The following is a 16,331-nucleotide window of genomic DNA, read 5'->3' as shown; positions in this document are numbered from 1 at the left end:
CTTCCTGATTCCGTGAACAGAAGTAACTGTTACTGTTCGTCACACGATAAGCCGGGCGAACCGCCCGGGCAACTCCGGGGTGCCCGCAACCGGACAACCCGCACGACGAGAAGGACGGCGATGGCGCGGACCCTCGTGCTGGTGACAATGCTGACCCTGGTCCTGGGCGGATGCGCGTCCCCCGCGCCACCGGCGCCCGCGGGCGAGCAGGTCGCGCGGTTCACCGTCCAGGGCGGCAAGCGGGTGGCCGGGCCCGACCGGGTCGAGGTCTCCCCCGGCCGCGCCGTCCGGCTCGAAGTCACCTCCGACACCGCCGACGAGCTGCACGTCCACGGCTACGACAAGGAGGTCGAGCTGACGGCGGGACAGCGCGGCTCGGTGTCGTTCACCGCCGACGTCCCGGGACTGTTCGAAGTCGAGCTGCACCACAGCGGGGCGAAGCTGACCCAGCTGCGGGTCGGCGCGTGACGATCGTCCTCGCCCACGGGCTCGGCGGGCGCTCCGACCTGCCGGTCCCGCTCTGGCTCGCGCTCTACGCGGGCGCCGCGGCCGTGCTCGCGTCGTTCGTCGCGCTGACGCTGCTGTGGAAAACCCCGCGGCTGCGAGGCTTGGAGGCCGGACGTCCGCTGCCGTTCGCGGGCGTGATCGATTCTCGCGCGGTGTCGTTCGTCCTCAAAGGACTCGGGTTGCTCGGCTTCGCCGGGTTCCTCGGGATGGCGTGGTTCGGCCCGGACACCTCGGCGGCCAACCCGGCGCCCGCGTGGTTCTACGCGTGGTTCTGGGTCGGGCTGGTGCCGCTGTCGCTGCTCTTCGGCCCGGTCTGGCGGCGGATGAACCCGCTGCGCACGCTCGCTTCGCTGTTCCCCGGCCGCCGCCCGGTGCCGGAACGGCTCGCCCACTGGCCCGCGGTTGCGAGCCTCCTCGCGTTCCTCTGGCTGGAGCTGGCGTCCGGCCACTCGGACTCGCCGCGGCTGATCGCCGCGTTCGTCACCGTGTATGGCGTTATACACGTCACTTGCGGTGCGGTCTACGGGCCCCGCTGGTTCGACCGCGGCGACGGGTTCGAGGTTTACGCGGTGCTGATCGCCGGGCTGTCCCCGTTCGGGCGCCGAGCCGACGGCCGCCTGGTCGTGCGGTCCCCGCTCGACGGCCTGCTCGCGCTGAGCGGCTCCCCCGGCCTGACGCCGCTGATCCTCGTCGTCCTGGGCTCGACGGCGTTCGACGGCCTGACCCGGCTCCCGTTCTGGAGCGACCTGGACCCGTCGGTCCCGCTCGCCACGGCCGGCCTGCTCGCGGCGATCGCGCTCACCGCGCTGGCGTACGCGGGCGGCATCCGGCTGACGCGGCCGTACCTGCGCAAGGGCACCGAGCCGTACGCGGGGTTCGCGCACACGCTGGTGCCGATCATGGTGGGGTACACCGTGGCCCACTACTTCTCGTTCGCGCTCTTCGAAGGCCAGCGCGGCTTCGACCCGGCCGTCGTCGACTACACGCTCGTGTCGACGGCGCTCATCGCCGTGATGCAGGTGGGCGCGATCGTGCTCGGGCACGTCCTGGCGGTCGGCTCGGCGCACGACCGCGCCCTCGGGCTGCTGCGCGCGGGGTACCGGACGGTGGGCCAGTACCCGCTGCTGGCCCTGATGGTCGGCTACACCGCGGTCGGCATCTACCTGGTGTCGGGCGCATGACCACAGTGGACACCGCGGCCCGCGTGGTGATGATGCACCAGGGCGGCTGGGACGAAATCGCCCTGTTCACCGGCCCGGTGGTGATCATCGCCCTGCTGATCTTCCTCGCCCGGCGGCAGGTGCCCCCACCGGACGAGGAAGACGACGAAGTCAGCTAGTCAGCTTCGCCGCCACGTTGTACGCCTCCACCAGCAGTTTCGCGTTCGGCACCCGGCGCCGCGGCTCGACGCGGATCGTGCGGCTCTCCCCCGGCAGCAGCCAGAAGTAGTTGTCGCCGTAGCGGGTCGGCAGGACGCGGTCGGTGCCGTTCTTCTCCCGCAGCGACAGCCGGATCATCGCCGCCACCGTGTGGCCGTCGTTGCGGACCGTCGCGGTGTACGCGTCGCCGTCCGGGCGCAGCGACGTCGTCAGCCGCGCGCCCGGGAGCTGGTTCAGCGCGCGCATCGCCGTGTCCGTCCGGTAGCGCCAGTACGTGTTCTCCGACAGGACCGCGCCGCCGGCGTCGGTCAGGGTCAGCCGCAGCAAGTGCAGGTCCGGCTGACCGTCGGCGAACGGGACCGTGAACGCCGCCGCGGCCGAAATCGGGGACACGTCGAGCTTCTGCTGCCGGCCCGGGCCCAGTGCCGCGCCGTCGAGACCGTAGAGGCGCGCGGTGGCGGTGACGCCGGTAAGCGCGCCCGGCGTGTGGTTGACGACCCGGACCTGCCACGTCGTCAGGTCGGCCTGCACGTGGTGGTGCTCGCAGCCCTTGCGCGCGCCGTAGTAGCTGCCGTTGACGTCGAGGTCGTAGTCGTAGGTCTGCCACACCGTGCTGTGCCACGCCGGGTGCGACATCCACAGCAGCACGCCGGTGGCGTCGGCCCACAGCTTCCCGTTCCACGCCTCGAAGATCGCGCGCATGCTCTCGTAGTTGACGAACTGCGCCTTGCGGCAGAACTCCGCGAGGCTCGTCGACGGCGCCAGCCGCGCGTCGATCGCCGCGAGGTAGCTCTGCGGGGACTGGTTCCCGTTGGTGGACCAGTCGTGCAGGAACCACGGCGCGCCGATCGGCCAGCCCGGGTCGTCCTCGCCGACCAGGTTGCGCATGCTCTCGACGACCGACACCGTCGGCAGCCCGATCTCACTCCAGAACCCGGCCTTGCCGCCGGTCGCCTCGCCGGTGAAGTACCGCTTCGGGTCCTGCCAGTAGTACGGGCCGTCGCCGGTGATCACGCCACCCGCGGAGTTGCCCTGGTAGAGCAGGTCGGTGCTGGAATGGACGATGTCGCGCAGCGCGTTGTCGATGACCGGCGGCGGGGTGCCTTCGTTGCAGCCGAACCAGACCGTCGCGCACGCGTGGTGGCGGTAGCGCAGCACGGTGTCCTTCGCCTGCGCCAGGAAGATGTCGTGGTTGGCCGGGTCGGTCGACCAGCCGTCCCAGAACTCGTTCCACAGCAGGATGCCGTACTTGTCGCAGGCGTCGAACAGCTCCTGCCGGTACGAGGACCCCACCCAGTTGCGGATCAGCGTGAAGTTCATGTCGCGGTGCATCGCGACGACGGCGTCGGTCCGCTCGGCCGGCATCCGGCGCAGCAGTTCGTCCCAGCCCCAGCTGCCGCCGCGGGCGAAGATCTTGACGCCGTTGACCAGGAAGGTCAGCGGCTTCGGGCTGTTGTCCACCGAAGCCGCGTCGGTCCAGGTGTCGCCGTCCTGCGACACCTGGATCTTGAAGGTCGCCGCGTACGCGGTTTCCCAGGTCAGCACGACCTTGTCGAACGCCGTCGCGGCGCCGAGGTCGACCTGCAGCCACTGGTTGTCGTCGTAGGCCGACGTCCAGCGCGTGTTCGGGTCGCCGTCGAAGGCCCGCTCGGGCGGGTTGCCGTCGGCCACCGACAGCGAGCTCGACGGCTTGCCCTGCGCCACGTCGGTGCCCGAGCTGTCGAGCACGGACATCGTCCAGAGCGAGAAGCCCCAGCCGGTGGCGCGTCTCAGTCCCTGCATCCGGACGAACCGGGCGGTCTGCGGCGCGAGGTCGACGGTCTGCGTGGCGCGGCCGTCGGCGATGACGATCGGCAGGTCGTACTGGTAGCCGATCTCGCGCAGGCCGATCTTGACCGTGCGCCGGTCACTGGTGCTCGCGCCGATCGCCGCGGTCAGCGTGAGGTCGTAGCGGTCGGGGGCGCCGTAGCCGTTGGGCCACCACAGTTTCGGGTTCTTCACGACCTGCTTCGGGAACACGACGTCGGTGCTCTCCCCGGCCGGGACGGTGACCGTGCTCGACACGCTGACCGGGCCGAACGCGGCGCTGACCTTGACCCGCTGGGCGGTCGCGGCGGCGTTGCGGACCGGCACGGTCAGCGTCACTTCGGCGGTGGCCGCGTCGGGCACCTTCGTGTCGACGCGGACGTCACCGAGCACGGCGGCGCCGGTGGAGCGCAGGCGGACGTGGTCCCAGATGCCGGACGCGCGGTCGCGCACCGCGGGCATCCAGTCCCAGCCGGAGACCGCGAGGTAGGTCGGCGAGTTGTCGAACATCGTGTTGCCCGCGTCGACCCAGGAGCTGCCGTCGGCGCCCTTGTCCCCCGGGCTTCCGGGGCGCGGCATCGGCGAGATCTTTACCGCGAGGACTTGCTCGCCGGAGCGGCGCAGCGCCGCCGTGACGTCGAAGGCGCCGCGGCCGAACGGGTGGCTCTGCGTGCCGATTTCGGCACCGTTGAGCCAGATCTGCGCTTCGTGGTTGACGCCGTCGAACTCGAGCCAGACGTGCCGGCCGGGCGAGGTGTCGAGGCCGCGCGGGAGGCCGAAGTGGCGGCGGTACCACCACGCGTGACGGGAAAGCGCTTCCGGGACGTGCAGGTTGTTCATACCGGACACCGGGTCCGGCAGCTGGCCCTGCTCGACGAGCGACGCGAGCACGGTGCCGGGAACGTTGGCCGGCAACCACCCGCGGGTGTCCACTGTGGATCCGGAAAGCGCTTTGCCGTCGCCGGTCGGTGCCCAGTCGTCCATCGTGAGCACCCAGCCGGATTCGAGCGGCACGGTGCCGTCGGGGGCCACGGCGAGCGCGGGCGGGTCGTCGTTCGGGCGGACCGGGAAGCTCGTCCAGCCGTGGACCGCCGGCCGGTTCTGCGGCCCGGTACCGAAAACCTGGAAGCCGTTGAGGCCGAGCGGGTTGGTCGTCGAGCGGCGGCTCGCGGTGAAGCGGACCCAGCGCGCGGTGACGGCGAGGGGGATGGTCACGACGCCCCCGGTGCCGGCCTCGGTGTGGTGGACCGTGCGCCAGGCCCGGCCGTCGTCGGAGACGTCGAGGTCGAACGCCGTCGCGTAGCTCGACTGGATCTCGGCGCCGCTGGTGCGGCTGCGGGACGCACTCGCGTCGAAGGCCGGGTCACCCGGCTGGGCCTCGAAGGTCAGCACGACGGAGTCGATGCGGCAGGCGGCCTGCAGGTCGACGACGATCCACTGGCCGTCGCCCGGGGCGGCGCGCCAGCCGGAACCGCGGACGCCGACCTGCGCGAGGCCGTCGACGGCGAACTCGGCCGGGGTGGCGGCGTAGGCGGTCGAGGAGACCTGGACCGGCCGGAAGAGCGCGAGGTCGGTCTTCCCGGCCACCACAGGCGCGGCCGACGCCACCCCGGGCAGGACCGCCGCGAGCCCGAACCCGGCGAGCAGGCCGGTCCCGGCGGCCAAGACGTGCCGCCGCGACACGGCGGCGACCTCCGCGGGCTCGACATCTGCGGTGATGCCGTACTCCTCGGCCATGCGAACTCCGTTTCCCGACAGGCTGACAACGTTGCCAGGAAGCTTCCGCTCAGCGTGTTGAGGCGGTCAAGAAGACAAGGTGGACAAGAATTCGGAAAAATGACATCGATGTCTGCGAAGCGGTCATCGCGCCCCGCCGGGCGGCGCTCGGTACGGTTGCAGCGAACTCGCACCGAATCTCCGGGAGGCGTCGTGGTCGAGGTCGAACGAACGCTCACGGTGACGGCGCCGATCGAGGCCGTCGCGGGGTACCTGCAGGATTTCGCGCACACCGAGGAGTGGGACCCGGGCACGAAGTCGTGCACCCGGACCGACGCGGGCCCGATCGAGGTCGGCGCGCGGTGGCACAACGTGTCGGAGTTCCGCGGCCGGGAGACGGAGCTGGACTACCGCCTGACGCGCCGTGAGCCGGGGCGGGTGACGTTCGTGGGGTCGAACAAGACGGCCACGTCGACGGACGACTTCACGTTGACGCCGGACGGGAGCGGCACGAAGGTGCGGTACCAGGCGACGATCGAGTTCCACGGGCTGGCGAAGCTGGCCGGGCCGTTGCTGAAGCGGGAGTTCGAGCGGCTCGGGGACGAAGTGGTGCCGGAGCTTACGCGGGCGCTCGGAAAGCTGACCTGAGCCGGGCGCACTCGATCTCGCGGGGCGCACCAATGTGGACTGCGTCCGGCGCGGCCTCGATTGCGCCCTGCGCAACTTCGGCGCCGCTCGTGCGCTGTCGTCGCGTGCGGCGCAGCCAATGTGGACTCCGGCGTATCGAAGTCACCTTCGGTGCGCCAAGTGGCCGGGGGTGCGCCGAGCGCCCCAATGTGGCCTTGGTTGCGTCCAGCGCACCCAAGGTGGCCTTCGGTGCGTCTCACGCACCGAAGGCCACCTTGGGGCGCTTCGAGGCGGAGGACCGGCAGCGACATGCGGGCCAGCTGCAGCTCGGGTGCGGGCCCGCCGGGGCCGGGACCGGCTACAGCTCGGCGTGCGCCGCCGCCAGTTCGACCGCCGACTCGAGGTCGTTCACCCTCGCGTAGCCGCGGTCGCCCAGGTTGTCCCACCCCGGGCCCGCCGCGCCGACCGCGCGGCCGAGGGCCTGTACCCGGGCCGCCAGGAGGTCGTCCGCGGTTGGCGGGGTCATCGACCACAGGACCACCAGCACCGGGTCGAGGCGGGCCGCCAGGTCCGCCAGTGCCTCCGCCGGGACCAGCTGGCCGAGATACGCCACCGGGATCCCCGCCTCCGCCAGCGTCGCCCGCAGGGCCTCCATCGGCAGCGAGTGCCGCTCGGCCGGGCAGCACGCCAGCAGCACCGGCCGGCCGGGGACGGCCGCCGGGAAGCGCGCGCTGAAGCGCTCGTACGCCAGGGAGATCTCCGTCGTCAGCGCCCACTCCGAGGCGAAGCACACGTCGCCGCGCTGCCAGCGGTCGCCGAGGCCGCGCAGGACCGGGGCCAGGACGTCGGTCCAGGCGGCGGCCGGGCCGAGCGTGCCCAGCGTTTCGTCGAGGAGGCCGGCCACCGTCGCCGACTGCAGCTCCTCCGCCGCGTCCGCGAGCTCGCGCGCCCGGTCGGCGGCCGGGATCTCGGGCGTGTCCGCTTCGCCGCCGAAGGCCGCGGCCGCCGCTTCGCGCACCGGCATGCCGCGCGCGACCAGGCGCTGCATCTGCTGGAGGCGGCGGACGTCGGCGTCGGAATAGCGGCGGTGCCGTCCGGCGCCGGCCGGGGGCCCGATCCCGTACCGCGCGCTCCAGCTGCGCAGCGTCACGGGTGAGACGCCGAGTAGCTCGGCGACTTTGCCGGGTGCCCAGGCTCCTGCGTCGACGTTCTTCGCTTCCACCGCTTCCCTTCGCCTCACGGACGGCGAACTGCCGAAGCTTAGCGACGTCCGGATCGGGGAGGGACGCGGCGGCGGGGCGATGGCCTGCCGCGTCCCCCTGCCAGCGCCGCGGAGCGCCGGCGATCCGGCCCGCGTCAGCCGGATCCGGCCGGCCGCGGGGCGTGGCATCCGGCGCGGCCGGCGGTGTACCGGGAAACGGTGGTGCTGCACCGAATATGCTATGTCCGAACGCAACGCTTGCGCATCGAAATCGCCCGGATGTCGCAGCGACACGCCGCCGACGAGTGATCTCACGCCGCCCGGGGTACCACCCGCCCGGGGACGTCTGGAGGGAACCGATGACCGAGCACCGCACCGCGCCCGAGCTTTCCACCAGCACGGACGCCGGAATCGTCACGGTCCGCTGCACCGGCGAACTCGACCTGGGCTCGGCGCGCCGGCTCCGCGACCGGCTGCTGGCCCCGATCCGCGCCGGGGCGCGAGGGGTCGTCGCGGACCTCACCGGCACCACCTTCTGCGACTCGACCGTGCTCAGCGTCCTGGTCGAGGCCCACCGCGACGCCGACGCGCGCAACGTGGCCTTCGCGATCGCGCCGGACGACGTGGCGGTGGCCCGGCCCCTGCACATCCTCGGCCTGGCCGAAACGCTGCCCCTGCACCCCGGCCGGGCCGCCGCCCAGGCGGCCGTGGCGGAAGCGCACTCCGGCACCCCGGGTGCGGTGTCGGGACCGTGCAGCGCATGACGGTGCTCCCGCACTCCCCGATCGGGTGGATCGGCGGGCACCCCGCCTGAGCTGCCGCTATCGTCCCGCACGGAAGTCCACAGTGGACAGGGGAGGTCCCGTGCGCGTGACCCATGCCGCCCTCGCGGCGCTGGCGGCCTGCGGGCTCGTGGTCCTTTCGATCCCGGCCGGACGGCCCGCGGCCGCCGATCCGCTGCCCGGCGGGCTCGGGCCGTGCGTGCCCGGGACGTGTCCCGGCACCTTCCCGCCGGTCGGGAACGGGGCGTTCGCCGGGCGCGACAACGCCATCAACGTCTTCGCCGGCGGCGACATGCGCGTCACCGGCAGCGCCGCGGAGGCGGAGGGGCGGGTGGTCGTCGGCGGGGACTTCACGCTGCGGAAGACCTCGGGCTCCTCGATCTACAACGTCGGCGTCGCCGGGGTCGGCTCGCGCGTCCCGCCGCCGGACGGGGCCGACTACCTCACCGTCGGCGGGAACCTCTCGGTCACCGACGGGCAGCGCCTCGACGCCGTGGGCGACTCCGCCGGCGGGGTCGTGCGGCACGCCGGGAGCGTCAGCGGCACCGTGATCGGCACGCTCGTCCACGACCCCGCGGCGATGAAGCCGTACGCGGGCCTGCGGGCCGAGCTGACCGCCGCGAGCGAGTGCTACGCGCGGGCCGCGGCCACCGGGACCGTCGTGAACCAGAACCACCAGACGCTCTTCACCGGCGACGGCAAGTCGGCGCTCCAGGTCTTCACCGTCACCCAGGACATCGCCGGCCCCGGCGGCGCCACCCAGGGCATCACGTTCACCGGCATCCCGGACGGGGCGACGGTGCTGGTCAACCTCACCGGCTCGGCCCGCGTGATCAACACCTACAGCGGCAGCCTCGACGACACCGACCCGCTCAACCGGCTGCGGCCCCGCCTGCTGTGGAACTTCCCCGACGCCGAGGTGGTCCGCCTCACCGGCAGCGGCATGTTCCAGGGCAGCGTGCTCGCGGGCCGCCCGGAAGGCACCACGACGGTCACCCTCCCCGGCACGAACGGCCGCTTCTTCACGGCGGGCAACCTGGTCCACGGTTCAGGGGTGGGGCAGGGCAGCGGGCAGGAGTTCCACGCGTACCCGTTCACCGGCGACCTGCCCTCATGCGTCAAGCCGCCCGAGCCGACCACCACGACCACGGTCACGACCACCTCGACGGCGCCCACCAGCACCACCCCGACAAGCACCACCACGGCACCCACCACCACGCCCACGAGCACCACCACGGCGCCCACCTCGACGAGCACGGTCCCGAGCACCACCCCGACAAGCACCACCACGGCACCCACCTCGACCACGGGTCCGAGCACCACCCCCACCTCGGACACCACCCCCCCATCGGGCACCACAACGGTCACCTCGACCACGGTCACCACCCCGACGGAGACGTCGGGCACGACCACCCCCACCGGCCCGAACCCGACCGTCCCGACCACCCCGCGTGGCCACGGGAACCTCCCGAGCACCGGCACCGACCTGGGCCCGGTCCTCGGTCTCGGGGCCCTCCTCCTCACCAGCGGCATCGCGCTCGTGCTCGTCACGACCCGCCGCCGGACGCGCTGACGCTCCACAATGGAACGCGGCCACACTGCGGTCCCACGCGAACCGTGTCACGATCGGGTGACCTCCGGGCGGCCCCCGGGGGCATTCGATCGTGACAAGGGCGGATCCCGCGCCGGCGGCGCTTCCGCGAGGTGGACAGGTGCTGGCGGAGACTGACGCGGACCGAACGACCGACGAACCGGCGAGCACGCGCGGGCGGTGGCTGCCCGTCTACGGGGCGCTCCTGGGCGCCGTCGTCTTCCTGGTGGTGCGCGGGAGCCTCACCGACGACGCCTACATCACCCTCGCCTACGCCAAGAACCTCGCCGTGCACGGCGAATGGGGCATCATCCCCGGTTCGCCCGCGAACTCCGCGACGTCGCCGCTGAACGTCCTGCTCCTCGGCGCGCTCACCCTCGTGACGCGCGTGGTGGGCGGGCCGCACCCGGTCGTCGCGCTCGGCGTCCTGACCGTGGCGTGCGGCGCCGCGCTCGGGTGGGCGTGGCAGCGGCTCGGCCGGGCGCTCGCGCTGCCGCCCGCGGCCGGCGTGCTCGGGGTCGCGCTGGTGCTGCTGAACCCGTTCGTGCTGTCCGCGGTCGGGCTGGAGGTGCTGCTGATCCCGGCCGTGCTGCTGGTGCTCACGGTCGTCGCGGTCGAAGGCAGGCCGCTCTGGTTCGGCGTGGTCTCGGGCCTGGCCGTGCTCACCCGGATCGACCTCGTGGTGTTCGTGGTGGTCATCGCCCTCAGCGCGCCCGCGATCCGGCGGCGGCTGCTGCCCGCGGCCGGCTGCGCGGTGCTGACGGCCGCGCCGTGGTTCCTGGTCAGCTGGATCGCCTTCGGCTCCTTCGTGCCCGACACGCTCGCCATCAAGCAGACGCAGGTGGGCCTGTTCGCGCCGTGGAGCTACAGCACCGGGCCGATGATGTACTACCTCGGCTGGCCGGTGACCGTGTTCGTGTCGTTCGTGCCGGCGCTGCTCGGCGTCATCGCGCTCGCCGCGTGGGCGGCGGCGCGGTTCGCCGTGCGGTGGCCGCGCTTCCCCGCGCTCGGCCCGGTCGCGGCGCTGGCCGGCGGCGGGGTCCTCTACTACGTGGCCTACTCGTTCATCGGCGTCGGCCCGTTCCACTGGTACTACGTGGCGCCGGTGACCGCGGCGAGTGCGTTCGCGGTCGCCGCGTTCGGCACCTGGTACGCCCAGGCTCGCGAGCGCGCGGAACTGCGGACCGGGCCGCCGGTGCTCGCCCTCGGGCTGACCGGCGTGCTGGTGCTGAGCGCGGCCGCGGTCGACGGCGCGCAGGGCCTGCCGTGGCCGTCGCCGGTGGTGTTCGGGAACTGGGCGAGCGCCGAGGACTACGCGCGGGTCGGCACGGAGCTCGGCGCGCGGCTGAACGGGGCGAGCGTGGCCAGCCCCGGTGAGATCGGCACCCTGGCCTACTTCTGCGAGTGCGCCATCCTCGACGAGTTCTCCGACCGGGGCGAGGCGGTGAAGCTGGTCCAGAAGCGGATCGCGACGGCGAACCCGCTGATGAGCCTGGCGCTGCGGGTGAACTACCACTGGCTGGACACCTCGGTGGCCCCGCGCAAGCCGGACTTCCGGATGCAGTACGCGTCCGGCCCGGCGACCGGACCGGGCGACTGGCAGGTCCGGTCCGCGGCGAAGGGCGTCGGCCACTTCGTCTTCACCCGGGAACCGTGACCGAAAACTCCAGTATTTCCCCTGGACGTCAGACTGCGCGAAACCCCCGTGAGGCCATAGGGTTCCGGTCATGAAGGTCGGCCTGCTCACCCGGGAGTACCCGCCGGAGGTCTACGGCGGCGCCGGGGTCCACGTGGAGTTCCTCGCCCGGGAGTTGCGGCCGCTGGTCGATCTCGACGTGCACTGCTGGGGCGCGGACCGCGCCGGCGCCACCGGGCACACGGATCCCCACGGCTACCGCCAGCCCGCGTTCACGACCATGGACATCGCCGTGTCCATGGCGAACGCCCTCGAAGGTCACGACCTCGCGCACAGCCACACCTGGTACGCGAACCTGGCCGGGCACCTGGCCAAGCTGACGCACGGCATCCCGCATGTCGTCACCGCGCACTCGCTGGAGCCGCTGCGGCCGTGGAAGGCCGAACAGCTCGGCGGCGGCTACCGCGTTTCGTCGTGGATCGAGCGCGAGGCCTACGAGTCCGCCGACGCGATCGTCGCGGTCAGCGGCGGCATGCGCCGGGACGTCCTCGCCGCCTACCCCGCGGTGCCGCCCGAGCGCGTGCACGTGATCCACAACGGCATCGACACGACGCTCTACCGGCCCGACCCGGGCCGCGACGCCCTCACCAAGCACGGCATCGACCCGGACCGGCCCTACGTGCTGTTCGTCGGCCGGATCACCCGGCAGAAGGGCGTCCCGCACCTGGTCCGCGCCGGCGCCAAGCTCGACCCGGGCGTCCAGCTGGTGCTGTGCGCCGGCGGGGCGGACACGCCGGAGCTGGACGCGGAGTTCCGCGGCCTGGTCGCCGAGCTGGAGCAGTCCCGCACCGGGGTCCGCTGGATCCCCGAGATGCTGCCGCGCGACGAGGTCGTCCAGCTGCTCACCCACGCCGCGGTGTTCGCCTGCCCGTCGGTCTACGAGCCGCTCGGGATCGTGAACCTCGAGGCGATGGCGTGCGGCACGCCCGTGGTGGCCAGCGACGTCGGCGGCATCCCGGAGGTCGTCGACGACGGCCGGACCGGCCTGCTCGTGCACTACGACGAGCGTGACGCCGAGGGGTTCGAGGCGGGACTGGCCGCCGCGCTGAACGAAGTGGTGGGGTCCCCGGAGCGGGCCACCGCGATGGGTACGGCCGGCCGCGAGCGCGCGGTCGGCGAGTTCGGCTGGAGGGCGATCGCCGAACGGACGGTCGCCCTCTACGAAGCGTGCGGGAGGTCGTCGTGAACACTGGAGCCGACGTGCTGGGCATCGTGCTCGCGGGCGGCGAGGGCAAGCGGCTGATGCCGCTGACCGCCGACCGCGCCAAACCCGCCGTGCCCTTCGGGGGTGTGCACCGGCTGGTCGACTTCGTGCTGTCGAACCTGGTGCACGGCGGGTTCCGGCGGCTGTGCGTGCTGACGCAGTACAAGTCGCACTCGCTCGACCGGCACATCTCGACGACGTGGCGCCTCTCGTCGCTCACCGGCGAGTACGTCACGCCGGTGCCGGCGCAGCAGCGGCTGGGGCCGCGCTGGTACCAGGGCAGCGCCGACGCGATCCACCAGAGCCTCAACCTGGTCTACGACGAGGACCCCGACTACATCGCGGTGTTCGGCGCGGACAACATCTACCGGATGGACCCCCGGCAGATGCTGGACGCCCACATCGCTTCGGGCGCCGGCGTGACGGTGGCCGGGATCCGCGTCCCGCGGTCGGAGGCGAGCTCGTTCGGCGTCATCCGCACCACCGACGGGCTGATGATCGACGCGTTCATGGAGAAGCCGGACGACCCGCCGGGCCTGCCGGACTCCCCCGACGAGTCGTACGTGTCGATGGGCAACTACATCTTCACGACCAAGGTGATGCTGGAAGCGCTGCACGCGGACGCCGAGAACGCGGCTTCGCACCACGACATGGGCCGCGACATCATCCCGGCGCTGGTGAAGTCCGGCGAAGCGGCGGTCTACAACTTCAACGGCAACGTCGTGCCCGGCGAGACCGAGCGCGACCACGGCTACTGGCGCGACGTCGGGACCATCGACAGCTACTACGAGGCGCACACCGACCTGATCTCGACGCACCCGATCTTCAACCTCTACAACCGGAAGTGGCCGATCCTCGCCCACCCGGGCCAGCGCGCGGCGGCGAAGTTCGTCGAGGGCGGCTCGGCGAACCAGTCGATCGTCAGCAACGGCTGCATCATCTCCGGGGCCCAGGTCGTGGACTCGGTGCTCTCCCCCGACGTCCTGGTCGAGCAGGGCGCGGTGGTGCAGGGGTCGGTGCTGCTCGACGGCGCCCGCGTCGGCCGCGGCGCGGTGGTGCGGCGGGCCATCCTGGACAAGAACGTCGTGGTCCCGCCGGGCGCGCACATCGGCGTGGACCTGGCCCGCGACCGCGGGCACTACCACGTCAGCGAAGGCGGGATCGTCGTGCTCGGCAAGGGGGAACGGGCGATCTGAGGGCGCTCAAGAGCGGGTGGCGGCCGAGATCCGCTCGACCACCTGGCGGGGGTCGATCCCCCAGCGCTCGGCGAGCTCGGAGATCGTGGCACCCGCCGCGTACTCGGCGGCGATCATGCTGTTGACGACGCCTGCCACGGGTCACTCCTCGGCCGCCGGGTGCTGGGGCACCCGAGATGCTACATGTTCACTGCGGACGTCGAACAAACTGCCACACGTCCGGTGTGGCAGGTGTCCGCTCACCGCCCGGCTTTGTCCGGTTCCTGGGCCGGATTACCCGTATTCGCCTTCGCGCGCGTCGCACTGAACACCGCGTCGAAGATCGGTGTCGGTTCTCGCTCGTCGCGCTTCGGCCGCTCGTCCCCCGGCGTGCGCTTTTCCTCTCCCACGCGCTCAGTTTCTGTGACGGCGGCCGGTTTCGCGCGGGCAACACGGAAAATCGCCCGGCCGGGGGATCACCCGCGTGGCGCCGATTTCCGCTTTTCCCGGCGGCGAAAAACCGATTTCCCACCGGTCGATTTCGCGGCGCGCGGGGAATAACCGCGGGTCGGGCGGGATTGCACCGGACATGAAAGCAGTAGTCTACCGCCGCCACGGCGGACCCGAGGTGCTGTCGCTGACCGAGCGCGCCGTGCCGGAGCCGGGCCCGGGCGAGGTCCGCGTCCGGATCGTGGTGTCCGCGGTCAACCCCACGGACTGGAAGGCCCGCGCCGGTGCCCGCGCCGAACCGGGCGCCGACGTCCCCGAGACTGTGCCCAACCAGGACGGAGCCGGCGTGGTCGACGCCGTCGGCCCGGACGTCACCGGCTTCTCGGCGGGCGACCGCGTGTGGGTCGTCATCGCCGGGGCCTACGGGCCCGGATCGGGCACCGCGCAGGAGTACACGGTGCTGCCCGCGGCCAAACTGGTCCGGCTGCCCGACGGCGCGGGCTTCGACGAGGGTGCCGGGCTCGGTATCCCGGCGCTGACCGCGCACCGGGCGCTCACCGTCGCCGAAGACGGGCCGTCCCGGCTCGCCCCCGGCGCCCTCGAGGGCCGCACGGTGCTGGTCAGCGGCGGCGCGGGCGCGGTCGGCAACGCGGCGATCCAGCTCGGCCGCTGGGCCGGCGCGACGGTGATCGCGACGGTCAGCAGCGACGAGAAGGCCGCCCTCGCCCGCACGGCCGGCGCCCACCACGTCTTCCGCTACCCCGACCCGGAACTGGGCGCGCGGATCCGCGAAGTCGCTCCCGACGGCGTCGACGTGGTGGTCGAAGTCGCGGCCGGGGTCAACGCGAAGCTGCACACCGAGGTGCTGCGCCCGCGCGGCACCGTCGCGATGTACGGCGACGACCGCGGCACCGGGACGGTGGCCCTCGAGTTCGGGGCCAACGTGTGGCTGAACGCGCGCTACCAGTTCCTGGTGCTGTACACGGTGGGCGAAGACAAGCTGAAGGCGGGCACGGAGGACGTCACCGCGGCGCTGGCCGACGGTGCGCTGCGGGTCGGCGAGGACCGGGGCGTTCCGATCCACCGCTTTTCCCTTGCCGACACGGCGAAGGCGCACGCGACGTCCGAAGACGGCGTCACAGGGAAGGTGCTGATCGACGTCACCGCTCCCTGACGAAGTCCGTGAATGCCACATCGAGGGACACTTGGTCCCTCGATGTGGCATTCACGGACCTGGGTGGGTCAGACGCGCAGCCCGCGGCGCAGGGCTTCGACCTCGTCGGCGAACATCCGCCGGGAGATCTCCGCCGCCTCGACCAGCCCGGAGCCGTGGAACGTGCCCGGGTAGTGGCGGAGCTCGACCGCGACGCCCGCGTGGGCCAGGCGGCGGGCGTACTCGATGCCTTCGTCGCGCAGCGGGTCGAACTGGCATGTCGTCACGAACGCGGGCGGCAGGCCGGCCAGATCGGTGGCTCGCGCCGGGGCCGCGTACGGGGAAACGTCTTCGCCGCCCGGTTCCGCGCCGAGGTAGCTCGTCCAGCTGAAGACGGCGTTCGGGCGGTTCCACACGGGCGTGTCGGTGTAGGCCCGCATCGACGGAGTGCCGAGCCGGTCGTCGAGTTCCGGGATGCCGAGGAACTGGAAGGCCAGCGCCGGGCCGCCGCGATCACGGGCCAGCAGGGCGACGGCGGCGGAAAGCCCGCCGCCCGCGCTCTCGCCGCCGACGCCGAGGCGGCCCGGGTCGACACCCAGCTCGTCCGCCTTGGCTTCGAGCCAGGTCAGTGCCGCGTAGCAGTCTTCGACCGGTGCCGGGAACGGGTGCTCGGGCGCCAGCCGGTAGTCGACCGACACGATCACGATGCCCAGCTCGTCGACCAGCCGCAGCAGCGTGGTGTGGAACATGTCCAGGTCGCCGAGGACGAACCCGCCGCCGTGGATGTAGAGCAGGCCGGGCACGGCTTCGGTGCGGCCGGCCGGGGCGTAGACGCGCACCGGCACGTCCGGTGCGTCGGACGGACCGGGCACGGCGGTGTCCCGGACGTCGATCGGGTTCGCGGGTTCGTAGCTCGGGAGGACTTCTCCCAGCTGCGACATCGAAGAGCGCGCGGCCAGCAGGGATTCGTGGTCGGTCAGTGCCACCGCGGGCAGCATGTCCAGCCAGGGCAGCAGCTCGGGGTCGATCGCGTAGGTCATGGCA

The 16,331-nt window shown here is 72.4% G+C and carries 15 protein-coding genes; 10 read left to right on the top strand and 5 right to left on the bottom strand.

What is annotated here, in order from left to right:
* Positions 1–120: 120 nt before the first annotated feature.
* From H4696_RS08010 to H4696_RS08000, 3 genes are read left to right on the top strand one after another with little or no spacing between them, the layout of a single operon-like run.
* Entirely contained in the window at positions 121–468 is a 348-nt protein-coding gene (locus H4696_RS08010; RefSeq protein WP_086856153.1) for a cupredoxin domain-containing protein, read from the top strand.
* Positions 465–1,688, top strand: coding sequence for a hypothetical protein (locus tag H4696_RS08005; protein WP_249026825.1), 1,224 nt, complete (start codon positions 465–467; stop codon positions 1,686–1,688). The genes H4696_RS08010 and H4696_RS08005 overlap by 4 nt, the downstream gene beginning before the upstream one ends.
* Positions 1,685–1,846, top strand: a complete 162-nt coding sequence (locus tag H4696_RS08000; protein WP_158104260.1) for a hypothetical protein — start codon at positions 1,685–1,687, stop codon at positions 1,844–1,846. The genes H4696_RS08005 and H4696_RS08000 overlap by 4 nt, the downstream gene beginning before the upstream one ends.
* Here H4696_RS08000 and H4696_RS07995 read toward each other — a convergent pair.
* Entirely contained in the window at positions 1,839–5,429 is a 3,591-nt protein-coding gene (locus H4696_RS07995; RefSeq protein WP_086856152.1) for a discoidin domain-containing protein, read from the bottom strand. The genes H4696_RS08000 and H4696_RS07995 overlap by 8 nt on opposite strands.
* Positions 5,430–5,621: 192 nt before the next feature.
* Between H4696_RS07995 and H4696_RS07990 the strand changes: the two genes are divergently transcribed.
* The gene (locus H4696_RS07990) at positions 5,622–6,056 is read left to right on the top strand and encodes an SRPBCC family protein (RefSeq protein WP_086856151.1); all 435 of its coding nucleotides are present in this window, start codon (positions 5,622–5,624) and stop codon (positions 6,054–6,056) included.
* 337 nt (positions 6,057–6,393) lie between these two features.
* Here the strand turns inward: H4696_RS07990 and H4696_RS50715 are convergent, their stop codons facing one another.
* Complete coding sequence (locus H4696_RS50715; RefSeq protein WP_086856150.1) at positions 6,394–7,257, bottom strand: MerR family transcriptional regulator; 864 nt, start codon at positions 7,255–7,257, stop codon at positions 6,394–6,396.
* Positions 7,258–7,595: 338 nt separating this feature from the next.
* Here H4696_RS50715 and H4696_RS07980 point away from each other — a divergent pair, with 338 nt between their 5' ends.
* From H4696_RS07980 to glgC, 5 genes are all read left to right on the top strand, one after another.
* Complete coding sequence (locus tag H4696_RS07980; RefSeq protein ID WP_086856149.1) at positions 7,596–8,000, top strand: STAS domain-containing protein; 405 nt, start codon at positions 7,596–7,598, stop codon at positions 7,998–8,000.
* A gap of 100 nt (positions 8,001–8,100) precedes the next feature.
* Positions 8,101–9,591, top strand: coding sequence for a choice-of-anchor A family protein (locus H4696_RS07975; RefSeq protein WP_192782152.1), 1,491 nt, complete (start codon positions 8,101–8,103; stop codon positions 9,589–9,591).
* 139 nt (positions 9,592–9,730) lie between these two features.
* On the top strand, positions 9,731–11,266 hold the full coding sequence (locus H4696_RS07970; RefSeq protein WP_338064851.1) for a hypothetical protein: 1,536 nt from the start codon (positions 9,731–9,733) through the stop codon (positions 11,264–11,266).
* A gap of 70 nt (positions 11,267–11,336) precedes the next feature.
* Positions 11,337–12,491, top strand: coding sequence for a glycogen synthase (gene glgA, locus H4696_RS07965; protein ID WP_086856148.1), 1,155 nt, complete (start codon positions 11,337–11,339; stop codon positions 12,489–12,491).
* The gene (gene glgC, locus H4696_RS07960) at positions 12,488–13,705 is read left to right on the top strand and encodes a glucose-1-phosphate adenylyltransferase (RefSeq protein ID WP_169734802.1); all 1,218 of its coding nucleotides are present in this window, start codon (positions 12,488–12,490) and stop codon (positions 13,703–13,705) included. Before glgA ends, glgC begins: the two co-directional genes overlap by 4 nt.
* A gap of 6 nt (positions 13,706–13,711) precedes the next feature.
* On the opposite strand, the gene H4696_RS50710 is transcribed toward glgC, so the two are convergent.
* Both H4696_RS50710 and H4696_RS07955 read right to left on the bottom strand, forming a co-directional pair.
* Entirely contained in the window at positions 13,712–13,843 is a 132-nt protein-coding gene (locus H4696_RS50710; protein ID WP_264086319.1) for a hypothetical protein, read from the bottom strand.
* Positions 13,844–13,944: 101 nt separating this feature from the next.
* A complete protein-coding gene (locus tag H4696_RS07955; RefSeq protein WP_169734801.1) occupies positions 13,945–14,094 on the bottom strand; it encodes a hypothetical protein in 150 nt (49 codons plus the stop codon).
* Positions 14,095–14,273: 179 nt separating this feature from the next.
* Here H4696_RS07955 and H4696_RS07950 point away from each other — a divergent pair, with 179 nt between their 5' ends.
* Positions 14,274–15,308 (top strand): NADPH:quinone reductase, encoded by a 1,035-nt coding sequence (locus H4696_RS07950; protein ID WP_086856147.1) that lies wholly within the window; start codon positions 14,274–14,276, stop codon positions 15,306–15,308.
* Between the two features lie 68 nt (positions 15,309–15,376).
* Here the strand turns inward: H4696_RS07950 and H4696_RS07945 are convergent, their stop codons facing one another.
* Entirely contained in the window at positions 15,377–16,327 is a 951-nt protein-coding gene (locus H4696_RS07945) for an alpha/beta hydrolase (RefSeq protein WP_086865602.1), read from the bottom strand.
* Between the last annotated feature and the right edge of the window lie 4 nt (positions 16,328–16,331).

Source organism: Amycolatopsis lexingtonensis, assembly GCF_014873755.1.
Classification (GTDB): Bacteria; Actinomycetota; Actinomycetes; order Mycobacteriales; family Pseudonocardiaceae; genus Amycolatopsis; species Amycolatopsis lexingtonensis.
This window is presented reverse-complemented; position numbering and strand designations above follow the sequence as displayed.

Bases quoted from the DNA above. Each gene is read 5' to 3' on its own strand.
- H4696_RS08010 (WP_086856153.1), top strand. From the start codon at position 121: ATGGCGCGGACCCTCGTGCTGGTGACAATGCTGACCCTGGTCCTGGGC.
- H4696_RS08000 (WP_158104260.1), top strand. From the start codon at position 1,685: ATGACCACAGTGGACACCGCGGCCCGCGTGGTGATGATGCACCAGGGC.
- H4696_RS07995 (WP_086856152.1), bottom strand. From the start codon at position 5,429: ATGGCCGAGGAGTACGGCATCACCGCAGATGTCGAGCCCGCGGAGGTC.
- H4696_RS07980 (WP_086856149.1), top strand. From the start codon at position 7,596: ATGACCGAGCACCGCACCGCGCCCGAGCTTTCCACCAGCACGGACGCC.
- glgA (WP_086856148.1), top strand. From the start codon at position 11,337: ATGAAGGTCGGCCTGCTCACCCGGGAGTACCCGCCGGAGGTCTACGGC.
- H4696_RS07950 (WP_086856147.1), top strand. From the start codon at position 14,274: ATGAAAGCAGTAGTCTACCGCCGCCACGGCGGACCCGAGGTGCTGTCG.
- H4696_RS07945 (WP_086865602.1), bottom strand. From the start codon at position 16,327: ATGACCTACGCGATCGACCCCGAGCTGCTGCCCTGGCTGGACATGCTG.